Here is a 26,308-nt window from a genome sequence, read left to right on the forward strand (position 1 = left end):
CGTGTCCGAGGCGAATGGCCCTCAGCCCGGCGACACCGCGCCGCTGCTGCGCGTCGAACTGGTCGACCGGTTCGAGCGGTTCGCCGCCCTTCGACCGGCCTGGCAGGTCCTGGAATCGCGTGATCCCGAGGCGACCGTATTCCTGTCCTGGGACTGGCTGGCGCAGGCGTTCCGCCCGGCACCCGGTCAGTGGCGGGTCATGGCGGTGTTTCGCGGCGCCGCCCTGGTTGCAGTGCTTCCGCTCAGCTATCGCGTGGCCTGGGGGCCGGACCGGATGTCGCTTCAAACCCGGATCGCATCCGGCGGGCGGCTGGTGTCCAGCCCCTATTGCGGCCTGCTGTGTGAACCCGGCTACGAGAATTCGGCCATCGGTGCCTTGGCCGGTCTGTTGCGGACGATGCCCTGGGCGCGGATGACGCTGCATGGCGTGACGGTTCCGCGCCGCGCCGACCGCCTGCTGAAAGCGTTCGACGCCGAGAGTGTCGCGGTATCCCGGAATGGCGGCCCCGGGGGGCGGGCCGAACTGGACCTGCCGCGCGCCTTCGATACCTATCTGCGGCGGGATCCGGATGCCGCCATCCGCGAGGCCATCGAACGCCATGCGCCCGGCGGCGCGGGCCGGGGCCGGCTGAGTGTCGAACTGGCCTCGGGCCGCGGGGCCAAGGCCCAGCTGGGAGCGATGCTGCGCCTGTGGATGGTGGACCACGCCGGATCCCGGGGGGCCGCCGCTGCCCGCGCCGCCGCCGCCCGGTATCTGCACCTGCTCGGCTGTGCCGACCGGATGGGCCGGCTGGGGCTGGTGGTGTTGCGGTCCGACGATGCTCTGCTGGGCGCATTCGCCCATGTCACCGATCCGCGCCGCCGGGTGGCGCATGCGGTTCTGGGGGCGGTCGACACGCAGGCCACGAACCTGCCCGTGGCGACCGTGCTGCGCGCCGAGGCGATCCGCTGGGCCATCGGGCAGGGGTTCACCCGCTACGATTTCGGACCCGCGCCGATTGCCGAGGCGCGGGCTTTTGGCGCCATGCCCCGGCCGCTGGTCTCGCTGTCCTTGCAGCGGCGCGGTGCGCCGGCCGGGCAGGACTGCCTCGATCCGATCGGGCACCGTGCCGCGTTGCGCCTGGTTCTGAATCGAGTCGAATCCGGCAAGGCCGGATCCGCCGCGGCGGGTCTGCGGCAGATCATCGACCGGATGGACCCGACCAGCCGGGACTGATGCGGGTGGTCCGCCTCACGGGCCAACGGGTTGGCGGAGCAATTGAACGATTCTGTCGGATTTACCTGCAATCGGCGAACAATGGCGCGCCCGGATGCCCAGTGTTTCCATTCCGAATGGAAAAAGCCTTGTTTTTATGGTGGTTACCAAGAGAAACGCGGCATTTGCCGACAAATCGTTATTAATGCGCCGAAGCCGGTGCTAATGTGAATGTGGCGGAACTTGGGCAGTATTGTGCACAGGGTTCGCCCGCCGGTTCGGACGGCAAGGGTGTAGCGCCCCGTCCCGGTCGGTGATGTTTTTTCAAGGGTCGAGGTTTTCGGCCCGTCGATTTTGTGAGGTTGTGTAGCCGCGTGCCGTGCCAGTGTGGCCGGTTCGCGAGTGGGGTATCCCTGGGGGGGGATCATGAAAGACATTATTGACGGGGCCCGGGTGGCCCCTGCCGGCCATGTCTGGGTGGGGCCGGCGTCCTTTGGCGTGGGTGTGTCGGCATCCGCGGTGGATCCCGCGAATCTGAATGGTCCGTTCCGCGCGTCGCCGATCGCACCGCCACGTCGCCGCAGCTGGTATTCCGACACCGGCAAACGCGTTTTCGACGTGGCGCTGATCCTGGTCACGCTGCCGGTGACGCTGACCCTGATCGGTCTGTGCGCTCTGGCGCTGGCGCTCGATGGCGGGCATCCCTTCTATTGGCAGGACCGGCTGGGTCGCAGCGGTCGGCGCTTCCGCATCGTGAAGCTGCGCACCATGGTGCTGGACGCCGACGCGCGCCTCGAACGTCTCCTGGAGGAGGATCCGGACCTGCGCGCGGAATGGGACGCAACCCAGAAACTCAAATGCGACCCGCGTATCACCCGTGTCGGCGATTTCATGCGCCGCAGCTCTCTGGATGAGCTGCCGCAGATCTGGAACGTGCTGCGCGGCGAGATGAGCATCGTGGGCCCGCGCCCCATGCTGCCGGAACAGCTGTCAATGTACGACACGCCTGAGGCCTATTTCTCGATGCGCCCCGGACTGACCGGGGCATGGCAGGTCTCCAGCCGCAACGAGGACCGCTTCGGACTGCGCGCCAAGCTCGATGCCGGTTATGCCGCGACGCTCAGCTTCTGGGGCGACCTGGGGCTGATCTGGCGCACGTTCGGCGTCGTTCTGCGGCGCACGGGTTATTGATAGGTGGTTTTCGCACATGGCAGCCGGAACACGGCCAGGCGGTGTGGACAGGTTGATGGAGATCGACATGGCAATACATGACGCAAAGCTGGTCAGCGACGCCGAGATGAGCTCGACGATGGCCAAGCTTGACAAGATCGAGCGCATGTCGAAACAGCCTGCAAAGCCCTTTCGCCGCAAGGCTGCTCTGAAGGCCGCGGCCAAGGCCCGGCGCGTCACCGGCGCAAAGCCGGTCACGCCGGCCGCGCCCAGGATTCAGCTGCCGGCGGCGCTGCCCGAGCCGTGGCTGCGGCTCGAGGAGATCGCGCTCGAGGCGCCGGGGGGCAAGACAGCGAGCCTGCCTCTGGTCAACCGGTTTCGCGGCGCGCCGGCGACACGGGCGTTCGACGTGCTGCGTACGCGGCTGCTGCAAACGCTCAAGGCCCGCGGCTGGCGGCGGGTGGCCGTTGCCGCCCCGACCCGCGGCTGCGGCGCGACCTTCACCGCGGTGAACCTGGCGCTCAGCCTGGCGCGGGTGCCCGACAGCCGCACGGTCCTTATGGATCTCAACCTGCGCGAACCGGGCGTCGCCAAGGCATTGGGCCGCGCGCCTTCGGGCGACATGCGCGGGTTTCTCAAGGGCAACCTGCGCGTCACGGATCACCTGCTGCGCTGCGGCCAGTCGCTGGCGCTGGGGCTGAGCGACCGCCCGGCCGTCGATGCGGCCGAACTGTTGCAGGCGCCGGTCTGCGCCGGAGTTCTGGATGCGATGATTTTGGATATGAACCCCGATGTCGTGTTGTATGACCTGCCCGCGATGCTGGCCCATGATGACCTCAGCGGCTTTCTTCCGCAGATCGATGGCGTGTTGCTGGTGGCTGACGGCACCCGGACCACCGCGGCCCATATCCGGGCCTGCGAACGGGTTCTGGGCGAGGACGTGCCGCTGCTGGGGGTCGCGTTGAACCGGGCGCGCGGTTCGGACAACGAAGCTTTTGCGGTGTGACGCGCGCCGACGGTTCTGCCATAGTTTTGCCGGTATGATATGCTTGAACGCAGGGCTGTGCGCGTGGCGTGCCGCACCGGACAAGGGCCGCAAGCGGCCGGAGCAACGGAAAGAGGATCATGGGGCCGATTTACTCGCTTGAGGATTTCCTGGACATGGTGCGCCGCCGGATCGTTCTGATCCTCGGCGTCATCTTCCTGGGTGGCCTCGCGTCGGTCGGCATCGCCCTCATGCAGGCGCATGAGTACGAGTCCTCGGAGGTGATCCAGATCGTGCAGCCGATGATCGACGACGATCTCGCCCGCACCACGGTTCAGGGATCCTCGGCCCGGCGCCTGCAACTGATCGAACAGCAGTTGATGGCGCGCAGCACGATCCTTGGGATCATGGACAAATACGGGCTCTACCGGAACCTTCCGGGGCTTACGACGTCGCAGAAGATCGTCCTGTTCCGGGAATCGGTCGTGATCGAGGGCGTGGCCGCCGCGCGCGAGGGGTTCTCGGATGACGGCACGATCTCGGTCCTGACCATCACCGCGCGGATGGCGACACCGGAGCTGGCCCAAGCCATCGCGAGTGAACTGGGCGAGCGGACCATCGAACTCAGCAACCGCGACCGCATCAACGTCGCACGCGAGACGCTGGCCTTCTTCGATGCGCGCGAACGGGCGCTCACCGACGAGCTTGTCTCGCTGGAGGACCAGATCGCTGCCTACCGGCTGGAGAACAACATCGCCCTTCCCGACAGCGTGGAATTCCGCCGCGACGAAATCGCCGCCATCAATTCCGAGCTGCTGAACATCGCCCGCGAAAGAATTCGGATCGAGCGCGCGATGGAGCTGGCGACCAAGACCGAGCGCCCGGCCACCGCGGAACGCATGCGCGAGGATTTCCGCGAGGATCTGGCGACGCTTGCAGCCCAGAGCAACCTCTTGTCCGAGCGCAAGACCGAGCTTGAGGCGGTCATCCAGACCTCGCCGGAAATCGAGCGTCAGCTGGGCGCCTATGAACGGCAGCTGGCGCTGATGCAGGAAGAGCTGGAACAGATCGCCGAGCGTCGCACCGCGGCCGAGCTGGGATTTCGCCTCGAGGCCGAGCGGCAGGCCGAGCGGCTGACGGTTCTGGAAGAGGCGGCGCTGCCGGATTATCCCGTCACCCGCAGCCGCAAGCGGCTGGTGCTGCTGGGCGTGGTGGCCAGCACCATGCTGGCCCTGGGACTGGCCTTTCTGAGGGAGTTGCGCAACCCGGTGATCCGGTCGGCGGCCCAGATGGAGCGCGAGCTTGGCATCACGCCGGCGGTCTCGGTGCCGGTCTTCGACCCGAAGAAGGAGCATCGCCGCGCGGCCCGCGCCGGCTCGTCCGCCAGCGCCTGACGGGGTTCAGAAACCGGCCAGACCGGTAAAACTGTCCCAGTGCACGGCAATCACCGCAGCAGACAGCAGCGCACAAACCAAGGCCGCCAGCGCGTCATGCACCGGATCCCAGGCATGGTGGCGCGCGGCGAGCCAGGCCTGCACCGGATAGACCAGCACGACCGAAAGCCCCAGCGCTGCGATGGCGCCAATCAGACCGAATGCCGCCAGTGCGGCCATGATCGTGGCCACGCGCACGACCGCCCGCGCCAGCATCAGCACGAAAAACGACCTTGCGTCGCCGGCGGCCAGCGCAGCGTCGTCATAGGTCATGCCGATCACCTGCGGGATCAGCGAGATCGCCACCAGCGACAGGATCGGCCCGGACAGCAGATAACGATCGTCATAGAGCAGTGCGGCCAATCCCGGCCCCGCCAGGGCCATCGCCAGCAACAGCGCCGAAAGCCCGACCGTCATGGCCCAACGCAGCCTGCGGATCTTGCGCCAGTTGTCGCGGTTGCCGCGCACCGGCTTGTCCCGGTAGACGGGGATCATCAGCTTGGTGCTTACCGCCATGCCCAGCATCATCGGAAAGCTGCCCAGGAAATACCCGATATTGTAGATCCCCAGCATGTCCAGGCTCAGGTAGCGGCCCAGGATCGCCCTGTCGCTCTGGCTGACCACGAAGGTCAGCCCGGTGCTGAGAAAGATCCACTTGCCGAAATGCAGGATCTCGAGCGCTGCCGACCGGTCCCAGCGCAATCGGTTCGCGGGGCCGGGCAGGAAGAAATGCGTCAGCGTCAACCGGAATGCCGCCTCGGCCACGCCGCCCAGCACCAGCGCGATGGCCGAGCCGGTGGCCCACGCCACGATGATCACCACGGCGATCCCCAGGCCCTGGCTCAGCAGCGTCAAGCCGGTCAGGCGGCCGACGAGCAGGTGGCGGTTCGCGGTCTCGATGCGGGTGGGATAGAAACCCGCAAGCAGCAGCGACAGCGCCGCGATGGGCAGGTAGAGCGCCAGGTCGGCCTCGCCATAGAACCCGGCGACCGGCTTTGCCAGCAGGCAGGCTGCGACAAAAAGGATCACACCGCGGGCAATCTGGATGGTCCAGGCCGTGTTCAGGAACTCGGGGTCGTCGCCGCGCGGGTTCTGGGCAATGGAGGTGCCGATCCCGACATCCGAAAACAGCCCGAGCCCCATCACCGCGACCATCACCAGCGCCATCAGGCCGAACGCCTCGGGAAACAGCAGGCGGGTCAGGATCAGGTTGGCCGCCAGCCGCATCGCCTGCGATCCGCCATAGCCGATCACCAGCCACGAGGAACTGCGCAGCACGCGGGCCATCAGGCCCGATCCCCGAAAGGCCGTGGCGATCTGCTTCATTTGCGGGTCCGCGCTCCTGCCCGGCATGGCGCCGGTTCGATGGCACGCTAGGGGCGGCGGGCAGGGGGGTCAATTGTGCCCGCGACCGGCCCGGGCCTTTGTGTCCGGCGGTCCACATCGCGCTACCCGGCTTGGCACCTGCCCTTGCGCAGCGGACCGCTCCGGTTAGGAGTAAGAGGGCTTGACCCAACCCGGTAGCCGTCTCCGTGAAAATCGCCTATGTCCTCAACACCTATCCGCAGCCGTCGCACAGTTTCATCCGGCGCGAGCTGCAGGCGTTGGAGCGCCTTGGGCTGAACGTCACGCGGCTGGCGATGCGGCGGCCCGACCTGCCGCTGGTCGATGACCGCGACCGGCAGGAGGAGGCCGCCACCGAATTCGTGCTGGAACGCGGTGCCATGGCGCTGACCGGGGCCTTGCTCGGGCGCGTCCTGGCGGATCCCCGGCGCGGGTTGCGCGCGCTGCGCCTGGCGCTGCGTTGCGGGGCGGCCTCGCCGCTGGGGCGTCTGCGCCATCTGATCTACCTGGCCGAGGCCGGCTGGGTCGCCGGCCGCTGCAAGCGTGATGGTATTGCCCATCTGCATGCGCATTTCGGAACCAATTCCGCGATGGTGGCCATGCTGGCAAACGCGCTGGGCGGGCCGCGCTACTCCTTCACCGTGCACGGACCCGAAGAGTTCGACGCCCCTGCCGCCCTGTCCCTGCCCGCCAAGCTGGAGCGCGCGGCCTTTGCCGTGGGAGTCAGCCAGTTCGGCCGCAGCCAGCTGTGCCGCTGGACCGCGTTCGAGGCCTGGAACCGGCTGGCCGTGGTCCCTTGCGGGATCGAACCCGGCGCGTTCGAGCAGGCCGCCCCCCTGCCGGAGGGCGCGCTGCACCTGGTCTCGATCGGCCGGTTTGCCGAACAGAAGGGCCAGATGGTACTGGTACAGGCAATGGCGCGGCTGCGCGACACGCATCCCGATCTGCACCTCACCCTGGTGGGCGACGGGCCGATGCGCCCCGTGTTGGCAGCCGAGATCGACAAGGCCGGGCTGGAGGGGCGCATCACCCTGACCGGATGGCTGGACCAGGACGGGGTGCGCGCCGCGCTGGACGCGTCGCACGCGCTGGTCATGCCGAGCTTTGCCGAAGGGCTGCCGATGGTCGTGATGGAGGCGATGGCCGCCGCCCGCCCGGTGATCTCGACCTATGTCGCGGGCATCCCCGAACTGGTCCAGCCCGGGCGCACCGGCTGGCTGGTGCCCGCCGGTGATGACGGGGCGCTGGCCGACGCGATCCGCACCCTGGCCGTCACGCCGCGCGAACAGCTGGCCGCGATGGGCGCGGTCGGCCGGACCCGGGCCCTGCGCCGCCATGACATCGACCGGGCGGCGGCCCGGCTGGCAGCACTGATGACCCGTACCCCCTGACCGGCGAAGCAGACGCGCGTCAGCGCCCCCGGGTCCAGCCGGATCCGCCGAACAGCGGTGTCTTCACCGCAAGGCTGACCAGGGCATAGGCGGCAAACCCGGCCGGGTCGGCCAGCAGGCGGCGAAGCAGGCCGCGCATGCCGATCCGTGGCGTATCGTCGTGCGCCGCCAGGTCCGGATAGAGCCTGGAGATCTCGTCCACGCCGCGGTTCTGGCGACGCCGGACGCGCACGAGATTGCCCAGCCCCTCGACAGGTGGCCAGCCGTAACCGGCGGGCACCCGGATGCGCTCGTCGGGTGCAAAGCTGAGCCGGGCGAAAGTGTCGTCCGAGATGATCTCGGGCCAGGCGCCCCACCGCGCGCGGCCCGAGTCATTCATCGCGAACAGCCCGAAACCGGGCACACCGTGGGTGACGAAGGGCAAAGTGACCCAGAACCGGCCATAGGCCCGGGTAAAGGCGCTGTGCGCCCGGGTCAGGCGCGGCGTGCCGCTGGCATAGCGTGCCACGTTGCAGTCCAGCGCCGCGACCAGCTGGGCCATCAGGGGCGGATCGACCCGCACATCGGCGTCCAGATAGGCCCGGATCGTGCCGCGCGCCGCCGTATCGCCCTGGCTCAGCGCGCCGGGCTTGCCGCCCTCCGTGCGCTCGATCACCGCAAGGTCCCAGCCCGACGTCGCATCCGACATCGCCCGGGCACGCTTTGCGGTATCGTCGGCGCAGCCATTGGCAACCACAAACACCTCGCCGGTCCAGCCCTCCGGCAGCGGATCCGAGGCAAAAAGTGCCGCAAGGCAGGCCTCGATCCACTCCGCCTCGTCATGGGCCGGCAGGATCACGCTCAGGCGGCGGGTCATTGGAACGCCGTCAAAGCGTCCCAGCGGGGATTGGCGTCGTCGAGATGCCGCAGATGCCCCCAGCTGCCCCACCGGTTCGGCCGGTAGACATCCTGGAACGCCATGAACAGCCCGCCGCCCAACGCCTTCCAGCCTGCCAGAAGCTCGCTGTAGAGCGCGCCCATCTCGGGCGTGTAGTTCAGGTGGGTGTAGAATTCCGTCAGCTCGGGATCATCCACCAGTGGTCCGGTGCCGACCACGTGGCTGCCGCCCTCGTAGACGATCAGGTCCAGCCCGTGCCGGTCGGCAACCTCGGCATGATAGGCGATCAGGTCGGTCAGGTTGCCGACCAGGGTGTCCGTCGGGTCGCCGCTGACGGCACCATCGCGCAGCTCGGCGCGGGCCTGCGAGACCGCCACGTCAAACCTGTGCAGCGCGACGAAGTTTTCCAGCGCTGCGCCGTTCAGCCCACGTGCGGCACCTTCGGCTTCGGCGGCCCGCCGGCTGACGTCAAGCCAGCCCGTCACCATTTCACGCCGATCCTCCCATCCCAGCGTGCCGCCGAAATAGCCGGTTATGGCGTAGGCGTCGAAATAGGCCGCAGGCGGCTTGCGTTTTTGTGCTTCGGCCATCCACAGTTTCGAGTTCAGGATCTGCTCTTCCAGGCCCCGCCAACCGGTTTGGGTCGAGATCACGCGCACCAGCCGGTCCGCCGCTTCCTCTCCGAACACCTCGGTCCAGATCTCTGCCATCTCGACCGCACGGGCGGCGTAGTATTCGACCCAGCGGTCCTTTTTGCCCCAGCGTGCGAGCGCCTGTTCGTCGGCCCAATGTGCCTGCTGGAATTGCCAGTTCCAGACCTCGTTGGAATACTCGACATAGGCGCGCCTGTCGGGGGCCAGCTGATCGCGGACGACTTCTGCGAAGCGGCGGATGTAGTCGTCATCCGCCTTGTGGGGCATGTTGAACCACCCGTCCAGCCCGGCCCGGTTCAGCAGGGCCACCATCACCTCGACCGGAACGCCCTTGCGGTAATAACTGTAATCGTCGGGCTTCGGCCGGTCCTCCCAGCGTGACTGTTCGGAATCGTTTGTCGCCATCCAGTCCATGAACCGAACCGCCCGAAACCCGTCGAGCCGCGCCAGCCAGAGCGGGTTGAACAGCGCGCCGGCCGCATGGGCCTCCTGGTTCTCCTCCTTGACCACGGCGATGTCGCGCACATACGCGTTGCCCGGCCCGCTGCGCTGGATCCGGATGTCGACGCTGCCCGGCCCCGGTGTGAAGTCGAACGAGACCCGGTTCGGGCCATAGCGCACCCCGGTCGCGCGCCCTGTCACCTCGACGATCCCCTTGCCGGCAAATGTCAGCACATAGCGTCCGGCGCTGGCCGTGTCGTATTCTGGCAGGTCCGTCAGCACCAGCGTTCCGATCGAGCCCAGCTCGGGCGGGATCGAAAGCGGCCAGCCATCCGCGTCCAGATAGCCGGCGGCCTCCAGGTCGTCATGCGTGGCGCCGCCATACTGGCGGGGTTTGTGTCCGATCCACCGCCGCGCGGTCTTGAACACGTCGATGAAGGGTTGCTGCACCGACCAGTCGTTGAGCTTGGCCAGACCGATACCGCGAGGCACCGGGCCGGGCTCGGACGGCAGCGCCGCGCCGGGCGGCGGGTCGGGCAGGGTGGGCGGTGGACCGGTCGCCTCGGGCGGTGTCGCCTGTGCCTTTTGCGCCTGCGCCGGCGGTGTCGGCGTGGCTTGCCGGAATTGGGCCACCGCCTGCCAGGCAAGCTCCTGCAAACGCGCGGCCAGCGCCGGGCTGGGCGCGTCGAACCCCTGGCCCCATTGGTCCGTCAGACGCCGTGGCAGCCCCGCAGGGGACTCGCCGGTGATCGCGGCATACTGCACCATTGTCAGGTAGTAGAACCCCAGGTCGTTGGGGTGGATGCTGTCGTGAAACACGTCCTCGATCCGGCGCAGGCCCGGCACCGTCCCGTCCCGTATCTCATAGGCCAGCAGCGCCATCGCCTGACCGGCGGGGATCAGGCGCATCGGTTCGGTGCCGGGAGCGCGCTCGGCGTTGACCGCGTCCACGACCCCCTGCCAGGCGGAGAGGTCCTGTTCGATCCGCTGCAGCCAGGGAATATGGTCGGATTCGTCCCAGTCGATCGCGACCCCGGTGCCCGAGCGCAGGTCATGCCAGGTCTCTTGCAGATAAACGCGGGCCTGCGGATTGTTCTCGACCGCCAGCGCGTGGTATTTCCGAGCGGTGCCTACGGTGTCGCTGTATCGCAGGTGATTTGCCAGCGGGATCGCCTCGGTCAGGATCACCGCGTCATAGGCGCCGCTGGCCAGCGCCCGGCGCGCGTTCAGTCCCTGGGCGCTGGCGCCGTTCTCCCAGTTGTGGCGGAGCGGGGCGCCATTGATGATCTGGTAGTCCACCCGGACGCCGTTCTCGGCCAAGACCTCGGACATCATCTGAGGGTTGGTGGGGCCGAACAGCGAATGGCCCACGAAGAGGACGCCAATCAGGCTCGACAGCCAGCTCATCGCGCCACTCCGGTCTTGGGATAGTTGGTCACAACGTCCCACACCACCTGTTGCATCAGCGCCGCCGCCTCGGCGGACGGGGCGGGGGCGGGGCTTCCGTCGGCGCGGCGCAGCTCATACGGCAGACCCACGGGCGAGGTGCGATAGAGCACGGCATAATGGGTCAGGGCCACCAGGTAGTGCCCCAGAGCGTTGAGGTGGATGGTGTCCTGCGTGCCATCGTCGCGCCGCGAGAACAGGTCCTCGGGCCCCGCGATGCCGCCCACGCCGCCGCGGGCCTCGACCGCGCGGGCGAACGCCGCCATCACCTGCCCCGCGGGGATCACGCGCATCGGGCGGTCCGGTACGGCGGCCAGATCGGGCAGAAGCAGCTTGTCCTCCCACAGCGCAGGCAGGTCTGCATCGAGCCGCGACAACCAGCCGTCGGGATCGTCCAGGTGATGCCATGTCTCATAGAGATAGACCTGGACATCCGGCCCGGCCTGCCGCGCCAGGTCGGCCCACCGCGCCAGGTAGCGCGCGCTGTCGTGATAGCGGATCGCGTCCCGCAGTTCGACCATCTCGGTCAGCACGACGGCATCGTATTCGCCGGACGAGATCGCCTGTTTCGCGGGCCGGAACCGGTCATGGGCGTTCTCTTCCTCCAACCCGTTGATCGCGTCGCCGCCCTGCCAATGCTGCTTCAGCGACGTACCCCAGCCCAGCTGGCTGTCATAGCGGTGCCCCTGACCGGCCAGTTGTGCCAGCATGGCGGGCATGTCCCGGCCCACCAGGCTGTGCCCGAGGTGATAGACCGACAGCGCACTGTCGGGCGCGGGCAGGGGGTCGGCATAGGCCGCCGCCACCGCCTCGGGCGCGGGCGGGCGGGGGCGGAGCCAGAACCACCACAGGGCGGCGGCCAGAACGGCAAGCCCGAGCAGGATCAGAACGGCGGTGCGCATGGTGGGTCTCGGCGTGCTCCTCGTCTACCTGTTCAGCCGGGATCGGTGACCACGGTGGCGATCAACCCATTGCCCGCCGCGAACCGTCCCTCCAGAGGGTCGTTGCGCCGGAAGGGCGGCACCGGGCGGCGAAACCGCGCTGTGAATGTGCCCGCCCTTGTGTCCGGCAGCACCTCGATGGCGTGGAAATCGATCAGCGTGCGGCTGCGCGGGTATTGCGCCTTGTAGGCGCTTTCCTTGGCGCAAAAGATCAGCTTGGCGGCCCGGGCCGGTTCCGCCGCATCGTCCAGCCAGTCGCGTTCGGCCGGCGTGCAGACGATCGGCCACAGCTCGGGGTCCAGCGGTACGTCCGGTTCCAGGTCCAGCCCCAGAAGCCTCTTGTCACCGTCGCGCGCCACCGCGGCCAGGCAGGCGTCGGGCGTGTGGCTGATGCTGCCCAGCAGGCCGTCGGGCCAGACCGGCGCGCGGTCCTCGCCCATCGGGATCGCCTGTTCCGGCAGTCCCAGCCGGACCATCGCCATGCGCGCCGCCGCCCGGCCGGCGGCAAACTCGCGCCGGCGTTTCGGGATCGCTCCGTTCAACGCGGCGCATTCATCCTCGCGCTGGGCATAGTTTGCGCGCGGATCGGTGGCGGCCAGCGCCACGCTCTCGTCCAGCAACCCGGCCACGAGTTCCAGCGCGGCATCGGGGCCACCGGGGGTCATCGCGCCCGTTCCTTGCGGCTGGCCCGCATGGCGCGGCGGCGTGACATGGTTTCGGCGCGCTGGGGTTCGGCGATTTCGGGTTCGGGCTTTGCCGTTTCGGCCCCCGACAGGTGTCCCGCCAAACCGCCCAGCGTGGGAAAGCGGAAGATGTCGGTGATCGACAGGTCCGGGCGCTGCAGCGTCTCGCGGATCTGGCGATGCGCCTGCACCGCCAGCAGGGAATGGCCCCCGAGGGCAAAGAAATTGTCCTCGGCCCGGATCGCGCCAACGCCCAGGATCCGTGTCCAGATCGCGGCGATCTCGCCTTCGATGCCGGTGGGTGCGGGGCCGGCGGCCGCCGGCTCGGCCCGTGCCGGTGCTGGATCGGGGAGCGCCTTGCGGTCGATCTTCTTGTTGGGCGTGAGTGGAAAGGCGTCGAGCGTCACCACATGGGCCGGCACCATCACCTCGGGCAGGGTAGCGGCCAGCGCCGCGCGCAGATCGGCCTCGTCCACCGGAGCGCCGGCGGTGACATAGCCCACCAGCCGCGCATCGCCGGATATCTCGCGCGGCACCACCACCGCTCCGGTCACGCCCGGCTGGACGGCCAGCGCCGCCTCGATCTCGCCCAGTTCGATCCGCTGGCCGCGGATCTTGACCTGGTGGTCGGTGCGGCCCAGGAAATCCAGCGTGCCGTCCATGCGCCAGCGCACCAGGTCGCCGGTCCGGTACATGCGCGGCGCCGCCGTCACCGCCAGCCCGGCCGCCTCGGCAAAGGGGTCCGGCGGGAAGCGCGTGTCGGTCAGCTCGGCCCGCTGCCAATAGCCGCGCGTGACCCCCTCACCACCGATGCACAGCTCTCCGGCCACGCCGACCGGGCAGATCCGCCCGCCCGGGTCCAGCACGTAGACCGACGTGTTGGCGATCGGCGTGCCGATGCCGACAATGCCGGGCTCGGTCGGCCCGACCTGCTGGCAGGTCGACCAGATCGTCGTCTCGGTGGGCCCGTACATGTTCAGCACCCGGGCGGCGGTCGCCTCGCGCAGATCCGACACCAGCTCGCCCGGCAGCGCCTCGCCGCCCAGCACCAGGTGGCGCACCCGCCGCAGCGCCATCCGCGCCTCGTCGTTCATGGCGATGATCCGCGCCATGGACGGCGTGCATTGCAGATGCGTCACGCCATGCCGGATAATCTGCGCGGCCAGCGAGAAATCGTCCTCCGCCAGCGCGCTGGGCGCATTGGCCCGCTCCAGCACTTGAGCCAGCGGCTTCAACCCCTCCAGCACCAGATCCGGCGCGATGCCATAGTCGATCAGGCAGGCAACTTCATCGACACCGATGCGCTTGAGCTGTTCGACCCGCGCCAGCCCGTCCTCGACCGTGCCGAAGAGGCCCGAGTCCTCGAAGTACCGCTCGAAGGCGAAATCCAGGATCGCCTCCAGTTCCTCTTCGGAGAGCGCGCCCAGGTCCATCTCGAAGGGGTTGCTGACGCCTTTGGGCTTCTTGAAGGCGGGAAACGCCCAGGCATATTGCTTGATCAGCCCGGCGGCCGAGCGCAGATAATCCTTCATCGGCTCGCGCGCCACTTCGCGCGCCGCCTCGCGGCTGTCGGCCAGGTAGGAATGCAGCATCAGCGTGACCCGGTGATCCGCCGGATCGTGCCCCGCCTCGCGCAGTGCCGCGTGATAGAGGCGGATCTTCTCGCCGACCTCGTCCACCGACTGCCCCAGCAGATGGGTCAGCACGTTGGCGCCCACGCGCCCCGCCTCTTTCCAGGTCTCGGGATTGCCCGCGGTCGTCACCCAGACGTTCAGCTCCTTCGACACCGGGCGCGGCTGCGTCACCACCTCGTGGATCGACCCGTCGGCGCGGGGGAATCCGACCTTCTCGCCGCGCCACAGCTTGCGCACGGTCTCCAGCGCCTCGAACATCGCGGGCTTGTTGTTGGGCGGCGCGTTCTCGGGGCGCAGCACGAAGTCGTCCGGCTGCCATCCCGAGGCAAAGCCGATCCCGGTCTTGCCGCCGGTCAGGTTGTCGATCACCGCCCAATCCTCGGCGATCCGCGCCGGGTGGTGCAGGGGCGCCACGCAGCTGCCCGCCCGCACCGCCAGCCCCGGCGCCACGGCGGCCACCGCCGCACCGGTCACCGCCGGGTTGGGGTAGGGGCCGCCGAAGGCATGGAAATGCCGCTCGGGCGTCCAGACCGCGTTGAAGCCATGTGCGGCGGCGAATTTCGCGCCTTCCAGCAGCAGTTCGTATTTCTTCGGCCCCGGCCCGTCGTCATTGCCCCAATACATCAGGTTGAAGTCGATATGCCGGTCAGAAACCGCGATCGGGCCGTTGGAGATCGCCGCGCGGTTCTCGTCGGAACTCAGAACCACCTTGAACCCGCGCGCCAAGGTCCAGAAGATCTCCAGCACCGAGATATCGAAGTTCAGGCTGGTCACCGCCAGCCAGCAGTCGCCGGGTGCATGGTCGATCCGGTCGTCCATCCCGGCAAAGAAGTTCATCACGTTGCGATGCTCGACCATCACCCCCTTGGGCGTGCCGGTCGAACCGGAGGTATAGATCAGGTAGGCCAGATCGTCGGCGCTGGCGCCACCGTCAACGGCCACGTCGCTTGCCGCAACTTCCTCCAGCTGCAGAACCTGCGCGTCACCGGCGGGCAGGGCCGTCCGCAGCGCCGCCTCGGTCACGATTACCCCGGCGCGGCTGTCGGTGATATAGTGCGCGATCCGGTCGGCGGGATAGTCCGGGTCGAGCGGGACATAGGCGCCGCCCGCTTTCAGGATTGCCAGTGCCGCCGCCACCATTTCGGGCCCACGCGGACAGTAGAGACCGACATGCACCCCCGGCTGCACGCCCATCGCGCGCAACCGCGCGGCGATGGCGTTGGCCCGCGCGTCCAACGCGCCATAGCTGAAGGCCTGCTCGGCAAAGACCAGTGCGGGGGCGTCCGGCATGCGCGCGGCCTGCGCCTCGAAGGCGCCATGCACGGTTTCGCCGCGGTCATAGTCCCGGGCGGTGTCGTTCCAGTTGGTCAACACGGTTGCGCGCTCGGCCTCGGGCAGGAGGTCCAGCCGATCCGGCGTTGTATCCTCCGCCGCGCCGGCCACGGCCTGCAAGGCGCGCTCCAGCCGCAGGGCCAGGAGTTCGCCCGCATCGGTATCCAGCGCGCCACTGTCGACATGCAGCGCCATGCGCCCGTCGCTCAAGACAACCGTCGCAAGGCTGCCCGGCACCGGCCCGGCACCGTCCAGGGCCAACCCGATGGGCGGGGTACCGCGCAACTCGATGCCCGGGTCGCGGGCCACGAGGTCCCGGGCGAACCCGCCCAGCTCGGCCGCCTTGGCCAGGTCGGCCTCGGCCCGCATCTGCAACGCGCCCAGCGGCGCGTCGTCGCGGGCCCGGAGCGGCACCCAGTCGCTCGTCAGTCCATGAGCCGCCCGGACCCCTGCCGATGCCAGCGCCAAGTCGCCGTGATCCTCGCCGCTGGTGTGCAGCGCCCAGAGCAGGGTCGCGGCCGCCATCTGCGCCCGGCTCAGCCCGTGCGGGACCGAGATCCTCTGGACCGCCCAATCGCCGGACGCTTTGCCAGCGGCCAGCGGCAGCGGCAACGGGTGACGGTCCCGCAGCATCCGCCGCCAATGCGGTTCGGCGCGTTGTGTGGCGGCCAGGGCGGCATCGAGGGCGGTTGCCTCCTGCGCATCCGGCGGGACCAGCCGGTCGCCGGGCCGTGTCAGCCCGGTCAGGTCGACCGCCGACCCGTCCAGCCGAGTCACGCCTTCCAGCCGCAGCGCGCCATCGCCGGTCTCGACCGTCAGAACCCGGTCGCCCACGTCCAGAACCGTGCCCGGCAGGGCGCCGGTTGTGGCCGCGCCCTGCACCGAGGTCACCCGCAGGATGTCCGCGCCGATGCGCAGCTTCGCACAGGTCACTGGGTTCCAGTATCCGCCGAAATCCAGCGCCCGGATCTGCGCCGAAACCACGCCGGCCGGGCGCGCAAGGTCCAGCACACCGCCCGCCGGCGGGCGACTGTCGCGGCCGTGATACGCCCGGTGCGGCAGCTCTTGCGGCTGGCGCTGCAGGCCGGTCTCCAACTGGTCCAGCACCTGCGGGAAACTGTCCATCCCGGCGGCGTAGCATTTCGAGTTCAGGGACAGGGCCGTCTCGTCCGGCACGATGTCGAATCGTTCCTGAGCCAGGATGTCGCCCTCGTCGATGCCGCCCTCGATCAGGTGCCAGGTGACGCCATAGGCCGTGTCGCCCGCCATCAGCGCCCAGACCGGGCAATTGAGGCCGGCATGTTCGGGCAGCGGCCCGTCATGGAAGTTCACCGCGCCCCGCGCGGGCAGCGCCAGAACCGCCTCGGGGATGACCGACAGGTTGGCCAGAGACAGCAGCCAGTCGAACCCGTCCGGATCGAACGTCTCGGCAAGATCGGATATCGCCCCGGTCGTCGGCAGCCCCTTGCCCCGCGCCCAGGCCAGGATGTCGGCATCGCGTGAGACAACGGCCCGGATCTCGTGCCCACGCTCCAGCAGCATCTCGGAACAGCCGATCAGCAGGCTTTCCTGACCGATCACAACACAGGAAAAACTCATGCCTCGTCCTCCGTCAACGGGGTCAGAACGGCGGGTTCCGGGCGCGTTGCCGGGCGCCGGAAGGGGGCGGTCAGGGAATGGGCGATTAGATCGCCCAGAAACCGGTCGGGATCGGCCTGCGGCTTGCGCTGGATCAGCCGCCGCAGCTGCCAGGCGGACTGCCCGGCGATCAGCGCCAGTGTTGCGCAGAGCGCGTAGATGTGGCCGTGGGTCTTGATGAAATAGTGCCGGCGCGAGTCGAACCAGTAGCCCGGGGTGCGCGTCCAGCTCTTCATCCCGGTGCTGGCCGAGCCGACATGCACCACCGCGCAGTCCGGCAGGTAATGGGTGGTCCAGCCCGCGTCGAGTGCGCGGCGGCACAGGTCGGTTTCCTCGAAATAGAGAAAGAACGTCTCGTCGAACCCGCCCGTGGCCTCGATCACCTCGCGGCGGATCATCAGGCTGGCGCCGGCGGTCCAGTCGATGCGCGTCGCGCGTTGCGGCAGCGGGATCGCCACGATGGCCCGGCTGAGCAGGCGCGAGACCGGACCGAAGCGGATCGATCCCTCGAACTCGCTGGCGATCGACGGAAAGCGGAACGCGGTGCGGTGCGGGTCGTCATCCACCCCGCGCACACCGCTGCCGGCCAGCCCGGCCCGGGGATGGGCGATCAGGAAATCGCGCAGGTGCCGGATGGTGCCGGGGTCGGGCCAGGCATCGGAGTTGAGCAGGTAGTAGAAATCCGGCGCCGATCCGTCGGACATGCCGGCGCGGATCCCGAAATTCACGCCGGCGCCGAAGCCGCCGTTGCGGGTGCTGTCCAGAACCCGCAGCCGGCCGCCCCGGGTCCAGCCGCGCGCCTCGGCCTCGCGCTGCAGGATCGCCAGCGAGTCGTCGCCCGACCCGTTCTCGACCACCAACACCTCGCCCGGCAGTTCCGCCATCTCGCGCATTGCCGCCTCGGCCGCTTTCAGCGTCATCTCGGGCGTGCGGTAATTCAGGATGATGGTCAGGATGCGGGGCTCTTGCATGATGCTCACTCGGCCGCCTCGGCAACGGGCGGCGGAGACTGTGCCGCATCGATGCACGCCCTGAGCCGGTCGGCCAGAACCGAGACATTCGGCACCAGGACCATGCTGTCGTGATCGCCCGGAACTTCGACCACCTGCGTGCGCGGCGCCCAGCGGGTCCAGTCGTTGTCGTCAAAGACATATTCGCGTTCGCGGCTGACCCAGTTGCCGCCCGACACTTTCCAGTGCCGGTCGAGCGGCGGGCGGAACAGCACCAGCGGCCCGTCCCAGGGCTGCAACCTGTAGGCGGCGACCGATTCGCGGAACGCGGCCTCGACCCGGGCGTTGTTGAAGGCGGTCAGGGCGTTTTCGGCGTCCGGTCCGCGGCGCCTGGCGATCTCCCACGCCATGCGGTTGCGGGCCCATTCACCCAGGTAGCCGGGGCCTTTCCTGCGCAATTCCTGCAGCTTTATCAGCGCCTTGTCGCCACGGCTGAGGGCCGGGCGCACGGGCAGCGGCGTGTCGAGCATGGCCAGCAGCGACACCTGTTCGCCCGACGCTTCCAGCTGCCGCGCCATCTCGTAGGCGGTGATGCCCCCGCCCGAGAACCCGCCCAGCAGGTATGGTCCCTGCGGCTGCACCTGGCGCAGCTCGGCGATATAGTCGGCCGCCGCGGCCTCGATCGTGCGATGCGGATCGTCCTGCCCGATCAGCCCGCGCGCCTGCAGCCCATAGACCGAGCGTTCGCGTCCCAGCATCAAGGCCAGGTGCCGCAGGTTCAGCACGTTGCCGAACATCCCGGCGACGATGAAGAACGGCGCGGCCTTGCTGTCGGCCGACTGGTGCAGCGGCACCACGTGGGTAAAGCCCGGCGCTTCGTCCGGGGTGTCGTCGCCGCCGGCGATGGGGCCGGTGCGCGCCTCGATCCGGGTGGCGATGCCGGCGATGCTGGGCGCCTCGAACAACAACGAGATCGGGAACTCCACCCCGAACTCCCGGTTGATCTGTGCAAACAGGCGCACCGCGATCAGCGAGTGGCCCCCGAGGTCGAAGAAGCTGTCATGGACGCCGACCTGCGAGACGCCCAGCAACGCCTCGAAGAACCCGGCCAGCGTCTTCTCGATCTCGCCCTCCGGCGCGACATAGTCGGTGTCGAGGTCGGGCCGCTCGAAGCTCTGGCCGTCGCTCACCTGGGGCGCCGCGCTGCGTTGAGCCTGCCGGACCAGCGCGTCCAGGTCCATGGAACTGACCACCACCTGCGGCAGTCCGGCGGCCAGCGCACGGCGCAGCGCCTCGGCCCCCTCGTCGCGCCGGATGCCCTGGCTGATATTGTGGTGCAGCCGCTGCTCGTCCGGCGACAGCGGCGCGTCGCCGGTCCGGGCCACGAGACCCAGCGCGGCGGCATCACTGTCGGGACGGTCGGGATCGGACAGGTCCAGCGCGCCTTGCAATCGCTGCATGCGGAACCCCTCGACCTCGACGCAGATCCGGCCCTGTGCGTCGGTCAGGGTCACGTCGAATGCGGCCTCGCCGCCGGTGTCGCCTTCGGCCAGCCGGACCCAGCTGCGGATCTCGGGCGGCAGCGGCACATGCACCTGAACCGCGCGGTAGGACACCGGAACCCACAGCGTGCTGGCATCATAGCCCGGCGCAAGGCGGATCGCCCAGCCGGTGGCCAGGTCCATCAGCCCCGGATGCAGGACCGAACCGGTCGTCACGTCACCGCGGCAGGCATCGGGCAGGACAAGCCGCGCCAGACCTTCGCCCGCGCCGAATGCGGTGCTGCGCAGCACCTGCCAGCGCGGGCCGAAGCGCAGATGCGCCTCTTGCGGGGAGTGCAGCACCGTTCCGGGTGCCGCCTCGTCGCGGGTCGTGCAGCGTGCGGCGATCGCGGACAGGTCCAGCGGTTCTGGATCAGGTTGCCGCGTCGGGACCAGGCTGGCCTGCGCGTGCAGGACGTATCCGCCGGCGGCGGCGCTGTGCACCGTGAACCCGTATGTCTCGCCCGCCGGCTCCAGCCGGATGACGCAATCGCGGCCGGCGTCGTCGGCGGGCATGGGACGGAAGAAATAGAGATCGCGGATCTCGAACCGCCCATTCTCGCCCTGCGCCCGCAGCGCCTGCGCGGCCAGGTCGAGATAGCCGGTACCTGGCATCAGCGCCGCGCCCGCCGCCGTGCGGTGATCGTCGAACACCCACCGGTCACCGGCCCGGAACTGCGAGACGAACAGGCGATTGCCGTCGCGGTCGAAACCCGCCTCGTCCAGCAGCGGCATCGGGGATTCCGTCCGCTCGGTCGGCTGCGCGGCACCCAGCCGCGCCGCCTTGGCATCGGCCGCCATGCCGGCATCGGCCCACACGCCCCAATCCACCGCGACCACGCGAGTGGCCGCGTCGCTGCGCGCCTGGGCCCAGGCGTTGAGATAGGCGTTGGCCGCGACATAATCGATCTGCCCCGCCGGGCGCGTCACCGTCGAGGAAGACGAGAACAGCACCATCAGCTCCAGCATCCCGTCGGGAAAGAGCTGGTCCAGGACGCGCAATCCAGCGACCTTTGGCGCCAGCACCTGCTGGATCCCGGCCTCTGTCCGGGACAGGATCGGGCCGTCGTCGATATGACCGGCGGCGTGGATGAGGCCGGTGATCGCGCCGAACGCCTCTTCTGCCTGGCCCACGGCTGCGCGCATCTGCTCGATGTTGCAGACATCCGCCGCCACCGCCAGCACCTGGCCCCGGTCACGGGCCTCCAGCTCTTGCAGGGCGCGGATCCGCCTTGCGGTCCGGTCGGCGGGGCTGTGGCGGGCGAGGTGGCGCGCCCAGTCCTGCCGCGGCGGCAGCGCCTCGCGCGACAGCAGGATGACATTCGCCCCGTGGCGTTCCATCAGGTCGGCGGCGAGGGTCAGGCCAATGCCGCCGAAGCCGCCGGTGATCAGATAGGTGCCGCCGTCGCGGAACGCGAGCGCATCGCCGTCCAGCGCGACCGGGCGGTAGGTCTGGCCGAACCGCTTGTCGCCGCGCAGGGCGGCCACCGTCTCGCCGGGTTCTGCCAGCAGGTCCCCGAGCAGGCGGTCGGTCAGCGTCGTCCCCGTTTCGGGCGGGTCGGCGCGCAGCCGCGACAGGATCCCGCCGGGCGCGGCGCGTGGCAGTTCGATGTCCAGGGTAGCGCAAGTCACACCGGGAAACTCGCGCGGGATGACCCCGGCCGGCCCTGCGATCATCGCCTTCTCGGGATAGGGAAGCCCCTCGCCGCGCACCTCGGCCGCTCCCGATGTCACGACGGTCAGGTGCACCCGCTCGGGCAGGTCGACCCCGCCCAGGGCCTGCGCCAGCCCGGTGAGGCTCAGAAAGCCCTGTTCCATATTGCGGTCGAAGAAACTTGCGCCCGGGCGGAAGGTCTCTTCGTCGGTGACCAGCCAGAAATGCCCGATCCGGTCGGGCAGGCGGTCGGCATCGGCCAGGGCGTGCAGCAGCTGGTCATAGCCGTGCCGCCCCTGTTCGGGGGCCAGCTGGAAAACGTCGTCGCCGAGCCGCGCAAAGGTGTCCCCGGCCAACACGCGCGTCACGCGGTGCCCGGCGCCCTGCAGTCGCCGGGCCACGGGCGCGGCGATGCCGGCAGTATCCTCAAAGATCAGCCAGGTCAGCGGCGCGACGGTGTCCAGCTCGGTTTCGACATCGATGTCGCACTCCGCCAGGCGCGGCCGCCAGGCCGGGCGCCAACCCCAGCGCGCCATGTCGTCCTCGCGCATCGGCGCGCTGCCGGTATCGGCAACCTGCGGCGTCCCGGGCTCGATGAAATACCGGCTGCTCTGGAAGGCATAGGTGGGCAGCGGCAGGCGATGGCGTCTTGCCGCGCCCCAGACCTGTGCCCAGTCGGCCTTTACGCCGCAGGCCCAGAGCCGGCCGATCACCCCCAGGAAACAGGCGTCGTCGGCCATGTCCTGATCGGGATGGCGCAGCGAGCTGAGCACCTGGCCGGGTTGAACCGCGTCGGCCAGCTGGGCCAGCGAACTCAACGCCTTGCCCGGCCCGACCTCGAGGAACACGCGGCCCGGTGTCTCGGCCAACGTGGCGATGCAGTCGGCGAACATCACCGTGTTGCGCAGATGCCCGACCCAATAGGCGGGATCGGTCGCCTGCGCCTCGGTCAGCGGCTGGCCGGTCCGGTTCGAGATGACCGTGATTTGCGGCGGGTTCAGCGTAAGCGTGGCGAGGAAGTCGCCATAATCCTTCAGGATCGGCTCCAGCATCCGGGAATGTGCCGCGATGTCGATCTGGATGCGCTGGTGGTCGATTTCGCGCGCCGCGAGCGTCTCGGCCAGCGCGTCCAGGGCATCGCGTGGCCCGCTGACCGCCGTCAGGCCGGGGGCGTTCACGCTGGCGATGTCCAACGCGTCGCCGATCAGCGCCTTGACCGCGTCCACCGGCAGCGACACCTGCAGCATCCCGCCCGCGGGTACCGTGTCGAAGAGCCGCCCGCGCAGCAGGACAAGGTCGATGCAATCCTCGAAGCGCATCACCCCGGCCAGGCAGGCGGCGGTGTTCTCGCCCATGGAATGCCCGACCAGTGCGGCGGGCCGCACGCCCCAGCTGATCCAGAGCTGTGCCAGGGCGTATTCGACGATCATGATCAGCGGCAGTTGCACCGACGGTTTTTGCAAACGCCTGTCGGCCTCGGCCGGGTCGCCCTCGGGCAGCCAGATGGCGCGGATGTCATGGTCGAGCGACTTCTGTAGATGCTCCAGCCCGCGATCCATCCACTCGGCAAAGACCGGCTCGGTCTCGTAGAGATCGCGGGCCATGCCGGCATATTGCGCACCGCCGCCGGGGAACATGAACACGGTCTCGGGCCGCTCGCCCAGCAGGTCATGGGTGAAGACCCGGCGCGGGTCTCCGCTGTCCAGCAGTTCCGCCGCCTCAAGCGCCGTTTCGGCCACCAGAACGCGGCGTTTCTCGAACCCGCGCCGACCTTCCTTCAACGTGTAGGCCACATCGGCCAGATCCACATCCGGATTGGCCCGCAGCCAGCCCGCCAGCGCCTGCGCGTTGCCGTCCAGCGCGGCGCGGGACCGGGCCGAGAGGCACAGCACGTGGAAGGGAAAATCGCTCTCCTCGGAGGCACCGCGATCCGGCGCTTCCTCCAGAATCGCATGCGCATTGGTTCCCCCGACGCCCAGCGAGTTCACTGCCGCCCGTCGCGGGCCGTTGTGCGAGGTCCAGTCGCTCAAGCGGTCATTGACACGAAACGGGCTGGTCTCGAAATCGATGGTCGGGTTCGGCTTTTCAAATCCGAGCGAGGGCGGGATCTGCCGGTGGTGCAGGGCCAGCGCAGTCTTGATCAGCCCGGCCACCCCGGCCGCCGTATCGAGATGCCCGATATTGGTCTTGACCGAGCCCAGCTTGCAGAACCCCGTCGCGTCGGTGCCCTGCCGGAACGCCTGGGTCAGGGCCGAGACCTCGATGGGATCGCCCAGATAGGTGCCGGTGCCGTGGCATTCGATATAGCCGATGGTCTCGGGCGGTGTTCCGGCGTCGTCCAGCGCCTGGCGCACGGCCTGTGCCTGGCCGTCGACGCTGGGCGCCAGATACCCGGCCTTGGCGGCGCCGTCATTGTTGATAGCGCTGCCCTTGATGACCGCCCAGATATGGTCGCCATCGGCCTGCGCGTCCTCGAGCCGCCGCAGCGCCACCGCGCCTGCACCCGAGCCGAAGACGGTGCCCTGCGCCCGGTGGTCGAAGGCGTGGCAATGCCCGTCCGGCGACAGCACCTCGTTCTCACGATAGAGATAGCCGCGCCCCTGTGGCAGCTCGATGGTGGCACCACCGGCCAGCGCCAAGTCGCACGTGCCCTCGCGCAGCGCCTTGCAGGCATAGTGCACGGCCACCAGCGAGGTCGAACAGGCGGTCTGGATGCTGATCGACGGCCCTTTCAGGTCGAACACATGGCTGACGCGGGTGGAGAGGAAATCCTTGTCGTTGCCGGTATGGCGCAGCAGGAACATGCCCACATCGTCGACCAGCCCCGGGTTCGAGCAGATGTTGAAGTAGAAATAGCTGCCCATGCCGCAGCCGGCATAGACGCCGACGGGGCCGGGCAGGGTTTCGGGCGGGTGCCCGGCATCCTCCATCGCCTGCCAGCAGACCTCGAGGAACTTGCGGTGCTGCGGGTCGAGGATCGCGGCCTCTTTCGGCGAGAACCCGAAGAACTCGGCATCGAACCGGTCGAACCCGTCCAGCGGGGCGGCGGCAGGAACGTAGTCGGGATGGGACAGCAGGTCGGGGCGTTCGCCGGCGTCCAGAAGGGCCTGTTCGTCGAGCCGTTGGATGTATTCGACACCATCGCGCAGGTTGTCCCAGAAGGCCGCCGTCGAGGAGGCGCCGGGCACGCAGAGCGACATCCCGACTATGGCGATATCGCCCGCGCCTGACTGATTCCCTCGCGACGTCATACCTTGACCAACCGTTCCGCTCGCAGCCATACCCGCCTTTGCCGCCTGCACCGTTGGCAATTCCGGCACAGGACGGGCGGGCCTCTACAAATGACACTTCCCCTCGGTGAACAGACTAGCGGATTGTTTCGCGATCAACAAAGCAAACCGCGAAAAACACGACCATGGCGTGCAGAGTCCGACAAAGCCACGGGCGTCGCGAAATTGTCCCGCCGTCTGAGACAATCGGCAGGCCGGCTCCCCATTGCAACGGATCAGAGCAGGCTGCGAAGGTTGCGTTTCGGCTGCGCCCCGATGATCGGCCCGTCACCGAAACGCGGGTGGCCTGCACGGTGCATCTGCAGGTCCGGGTTCCGCAACCTCTCGACATGGCCCAGCACCGCACCGGCGCACAGCCAGGTATAGTTGATAAGCGTGTCGTTGAGCAGCATGTCTGCAAGCGTGGCGGCCAGGATGATGACCACGGTGGCCGCGTGCGGGGAAATTTCGCCTTCTCGCATGCCCTGCATCTGCCGGCCAAGCAGCAGGATCGGAGCGGCCAGAAGGCCCATCTGAGCGATATAGCCGACCCATCCGAACGTGCCGAAGACGATGATCCAGTTGCCGTCCGGAACGGTCAGGATGCCGCCGCCGCCCGGGTCCATGACCAGGTTCCGGCCCCAGCTGCCCCATCCGAACCAGGGTTTCTCATGCGCCCGGTCCAGCAGCAATTCCTCGTTCTCGACGCGAAAATACAGGGATTGCGCCCGTTCTTCGCTGATCGCGGCGGATTGCTCGATGATCCTGTCCATCGGTATCAGCCCGTTATTGCGCAGCATCGGGTAGGTCACGGCCAGAACCGCGATCAGCACCGCCAGCCGGATCTTTGCCTTGTTTCCGAACAGCAGCACGAAGGGTGTCAGCACAGCGCCCAGAACGATCGACGCGAGGCTTTTGCAGGCCAGCACCACGAGCCCCAGGAAGACGGCCGCCATGGCCCAGGCCGACCGCGCCTTGTCTGTCGCCCGCCGCGCCAGCGCCGCCGCCGAGATCAGCGCCGTGGCCATGAACAGTGCGACCCACAGCCCGTGCTGCAGGAACACGATGGGACGATAGCCATCTCCGCGGATCATCTGGGCAAAATCGTGCTGGAAGAAGCCGTAGATCCAGATGTTCAGAACCGGGCTGATCACCGTTTCCAGCAGCGCGGGGACCGAATAGATCAGCCCGCCGATGGCCAGCCCCAGCAAGAGTTCCCGCATGCCTCTATCCGTGCCCAGAAAGGCCCGCCCGAGGAAGAACGGCAGCAGGACGATCAGCTGCGCGATCAGGACCGACAGCAGGTCCCGCAATCCCATGCCCGGCAGGGCGAAACGCACGATACGGATCGGCTCGGTGTTTTCGATGGCATGGAAGAGCAGGGGATCGCCGTTGGTCAGAACCGTCGCCACCGCCCCCAGCAGGAAGGTGATCAGCAGCAACCGCACCAGCCACGACCGCGACCAGAGCGCGACCGGCCTGCGCGCAACGAAGAGACATGCCAGGAAGGCGCTGACGCTGGCGATGGAATGCTTGTTCATCGACGGGAACAGCGGCGGGTCGAACTCAGCCACCGGCGGCAGCAGCAGGTAGCCGCCCAGCAGGCTCCAGATCAGCGCCCGTTCCAGCGTCAGCCGCAGGAACAGGAGCAACGTGACCACCGGCCACAGCATCAGCATCAGGTAGGCTAGCGAATTGGGCATCGGTTCGGCGTGGATCGCGGCAATGGCA

Annotated in this window: 14 protein-coding genes; 5 read left to right on the forward strand and 9 right to left on the reverse strand. The window is 68.6% G+C overall.

Features of this window, described 5'->3' with window-relative positions:
- Position 1 precedes the first annotated feature (1 nt).
- The 4 genes from BMX57_RS03140 (at position 2) to BMX57_RS03155 (ending at position 4,744) form a co-directional block, all read left to right on the forward strand.
- Positions 2-1,216: a GNAT family N-acetyltransferase gene (locus BMX57_RS03140; RefSeq protein ID WP_092362453.1), complete on the forward strand. Its 1,215-nt coding sequence runs from the start codon at positions 2-4 to the stop codon at positions 1,214-1,216.
- A 405-nt stretch (positions 1,217-1,621) separates the two neighbouring features.
- Positions 1,622-2,386, forward strand: a complete 765-nt coding sequence (locus BMX57_RS03145) for a sugar transferase (RefSeq protein WP_092362455.1) — start codon at positions 1,622-1,624, stop codon at positions 2,384-2,386.
- A 67-nt stretch (positions 2,387-2,453) separates the two neighbouring features.
- Positions 2,454-3,371, forward strand: coding sequence for a CpsD/CapB family tyrosine-protein kinase (locus tag BMX57_RS03150; protein ID WP_143057871.1), 918 nt, complete (start codon positions 2,454-2,456; stop codon positions 3,369-3,371).
- A 119-nt stretch (positions 3,372-3,490) separates the two neighbouring features.
- The gene (locus tag BMX57_RS03155; RefSeq protein ID WP_092362458.1) at positions 3,491-4,744 is read left to right on the forward strand and encodes a GumC domain-containing protein; all 1,254 of its coding nucleotides are present in this window, start codon (positions 3,491-3,493) and stop codon (positions 4,742-4,744) included.
- Positions 4,745-4,750: 6 nt separating this feature from the next.
- Here the strand turns inward: BMX57_RS03155 and BMX57_RS03160 are convergent, their stop codons facing one another.
- On the reverse strand, positions 4,751-6,109 hold the full coding sequence (locus BMX57_RS03160) for an oligosaccharide flippase family protein (RefSeq protein ID WP_092362460.1): 1,359 nt from the start codon (positions 6,107-6,109) through the stop codon (positions 4,751-4,753).
- Between the two features lie 206 nt (positions 6,110-6,315).
- Between BMX57_RS03160 and BMX57_RS03165 the strand changes: the two genes are divergently transcribed.
- The gene (locus tag BMX57_RS03165) at positions 6,316-7,518 is read left to right on the forward strand and encodes a glycosyltransferase (protein ID WP_092362462.1); all 1,203 of its coding nucleotides are present in this window, start codon (positions 6,316-6,318) and stop codon (positions 7,516-7,518) included.
- Positions 7,519-7,537: 19 nt separating this feature from the next.
- On the opposite strand, the gene BMX57_RS03170 is transcribed toward BMX57_RS03165, so the two are convergent.
- The 8 genes from BMX57_RS03170 to BMX57_RS03205 all read right to left on the reverse strand — a co-directional run bounded on the left by BMX57_RS03170 (position 7,538) and on the right by BMX57_RS03205 (position 26,280).
- On the reverse strand, positions 7,538-8,374 hold the full coding sequence (locus BMX57_RS03170; RefSeq protein WP_092362464.1) for a glycosyltransferase family 2 protein: 837 nt from the start codon (positions 8,372-8,374) through the stop codon (positions 7,538-7,540).
- Positions 8,371-10,896, reverse strand: coding sequence for a hypothetical protein (locus tag BMX57_RS03175; protein ID WP_092362466.1), 2,526 nt, complete (start codon positions 10,894-10,896; stop codon positions 8,371-8,373). Before BMX57_RS03175 ends, BMX57_RS03170 begins: the two co-directional genes overlap by 4 nt.
- Complete coding sequence (locus BMX57_RS03180; protein WP_092362468.1) at positions 10,893-11,837, reverse strand: hypothetical protein; 945 nt, start codon at positions 11,835-11,837, stop codon at positions 10,893-10,895. Before BMX57_RS03180 ends, BMX57_RS03175 begins: the two co-directional genes overlap by 4 nt.
- 32 nt (positions 11,838-11,869) lie before the next feature.
- Positions 11,870-12,541, reverse strand: coding sequence for a 4'-phosphopantetheinyl transferase family protein (locus BMX57_RS03185; protein ID WP_092362470.1), 672 nt, complete (start codon positions 12,539-12,541; stop codon positions 11,870-11,872).
- A complete protein-coding gene (locus BMX57_RS03190) occupies positions 12,538-17,124 on the reverse strand; it encodes a MupA/Atu3671 family FMN-dependent luciferase-like monooxygenase (protein ID WP_092362472.1) in 4,587 nt (1,528 codons plus the stop codon). Before BMX57_RS03190 ends, BMX57_RS03185 begins: the two co-directional genes overlap by 4 nt.
- Entirely contained in the window at positions 17,121-18,134 is a 1,014-nt protein-coding gene (locus BMX57_RS03195; protein WP_092363067.1) for a glycosyltransferase family 2 protein, read from the reverse strand. The genes BMX57_RS03190 and BMX57_RS03195 overlap by 4 nt, the downstream gene beginning before the upstream one ends.
- A gap of 5 nt (positions 18,135-18,139) precedes the next feature.
- The gene (locus BMX57_RS03200) at positions 18,140-24,559 is read right to left on the reverse strand and encodes a type I polyketide synthase (RefSeq protein ID WP_092362474.1); all 6,420 of its coding nucleotides are present in this window, start codon (positions 24,557-24,559) and stop codon (positions 18,140-18,142) included.
- A gap of 254 nt (positions 24,560-24,813) precedes the next feature.
- The gene (locus BMX57_RS03205; RefSeq protein WP_092362475.1) at positions 24,814-26,280 is read right to left on the reverse strand and encodes a hypothetical protein; all 1,467 of its coding nucleotides are present in this window, start codon (positions 26,278-26,280) and stop codon (positions 24,814-24,816) included.
- Positions 26,281-26,308 lie beyond the last annotated feature (28 nt).

The sequence above is a fragment of the Cribrihabitans marinus genome (genome assembly GCF_900109035.1).
GTDB lineage: Bacteria > Pseudomonadota > Alphaproteobacteria > Rhodobacterales > Rhodobacteraceae > Cribrihabitans > Cribrihabitans marinus.

Excerpts from the sequence above, each read along its gene's own strand:
- BMX57_RS03145 (WP_092362455.1), top strand. The coding sequence starts at position 1,622 with ATGAAAGACATTATTGACGGGGCCCGGGTGGCCCCTGCCGGCCATGTC.
- BMX57_RS03150 (WP_143057871.1), top strand. The coding sequence starts at position 2,454 with ATGGCAATACATGACGCAAAGCTGGTCAGCGACGCCGAGATGAGCTCG.
- BMX57_RS03155 (WP_092362458.1), top strand. The coding sequence starts at position 3,491 with ATGGGGCCGATTTACTCGCTTGAGGATTTCCTGGACATGGTGCGCCGC.
- BMX57_RS03160 (WP_092362460.1), bottom strand. The coding sequence starts at position 6,109 with ATGAAGCAGATCGCCACGGCCTTTCGGGGATCGGGCCTGATGGCCCGC.
- BMX57_RS03170 (WP_092362464.1), bottom strand. The coding sequence starts at position 8,374 with ATGACCCGCCGCCTGAGCGTGATCCTGCCGGCCCATGACGAGGCGGAG.
- BMX57_RS03175 (WP_092362466.1), bottom strand. The coding sequence starts at position 10,896 with ATGAGCTGGCTGTCGAGCCTGATTGGCGTCCTCTTCGTGGGCCATTCG.
- BMX57_RS03180 (WP_092362468.1), bottom strand. The coding sequence starts at position 11,837 with ATGCGCACCGCCGTTCTGATCCTGCTCGGGCTTGCCGTTCTGGCCGCC.
- BMX57_RS03185 (WP_092362470.1), bottom strand. The coding sequence starts at position 12,541 with ATGACCCCCGGTGGCCCCGATGCCGCGCTGGAACTCGTGGCCGGGTTG.
- BMX57_RS03190 (WP_092362472.1), bottom strand. The coding sequence starts at position 17,124 with ATGAGTTTTTCCTGTGTTGTGATCGGTCAGGAAAGCCTGCTGATCGGC.
- BMX57_RS03195 (WP_092363067.1), bottom strand. The coding sequence starts at position 18,134 with ATGCAAGAGCCCCGCATCCTGACCATCATCCTGAATTACCGCACGCCC.
- BMX57_RS03200 (WP_092362474.1), bottom strand. The coding sequence starts at position 24,559 with ATGACGTCGCGAGGGAATCAGTCAGGCGCGGGCGATATCGCCATAGTC.
- BMX57_RS03205 (WP_092362475.1), bottom strand. The coding sequence starts at position 26,280 with ATGCCCAATTCGCTAGCCTACCTGATGCTGATGCTGTGGCCGGTGGTC.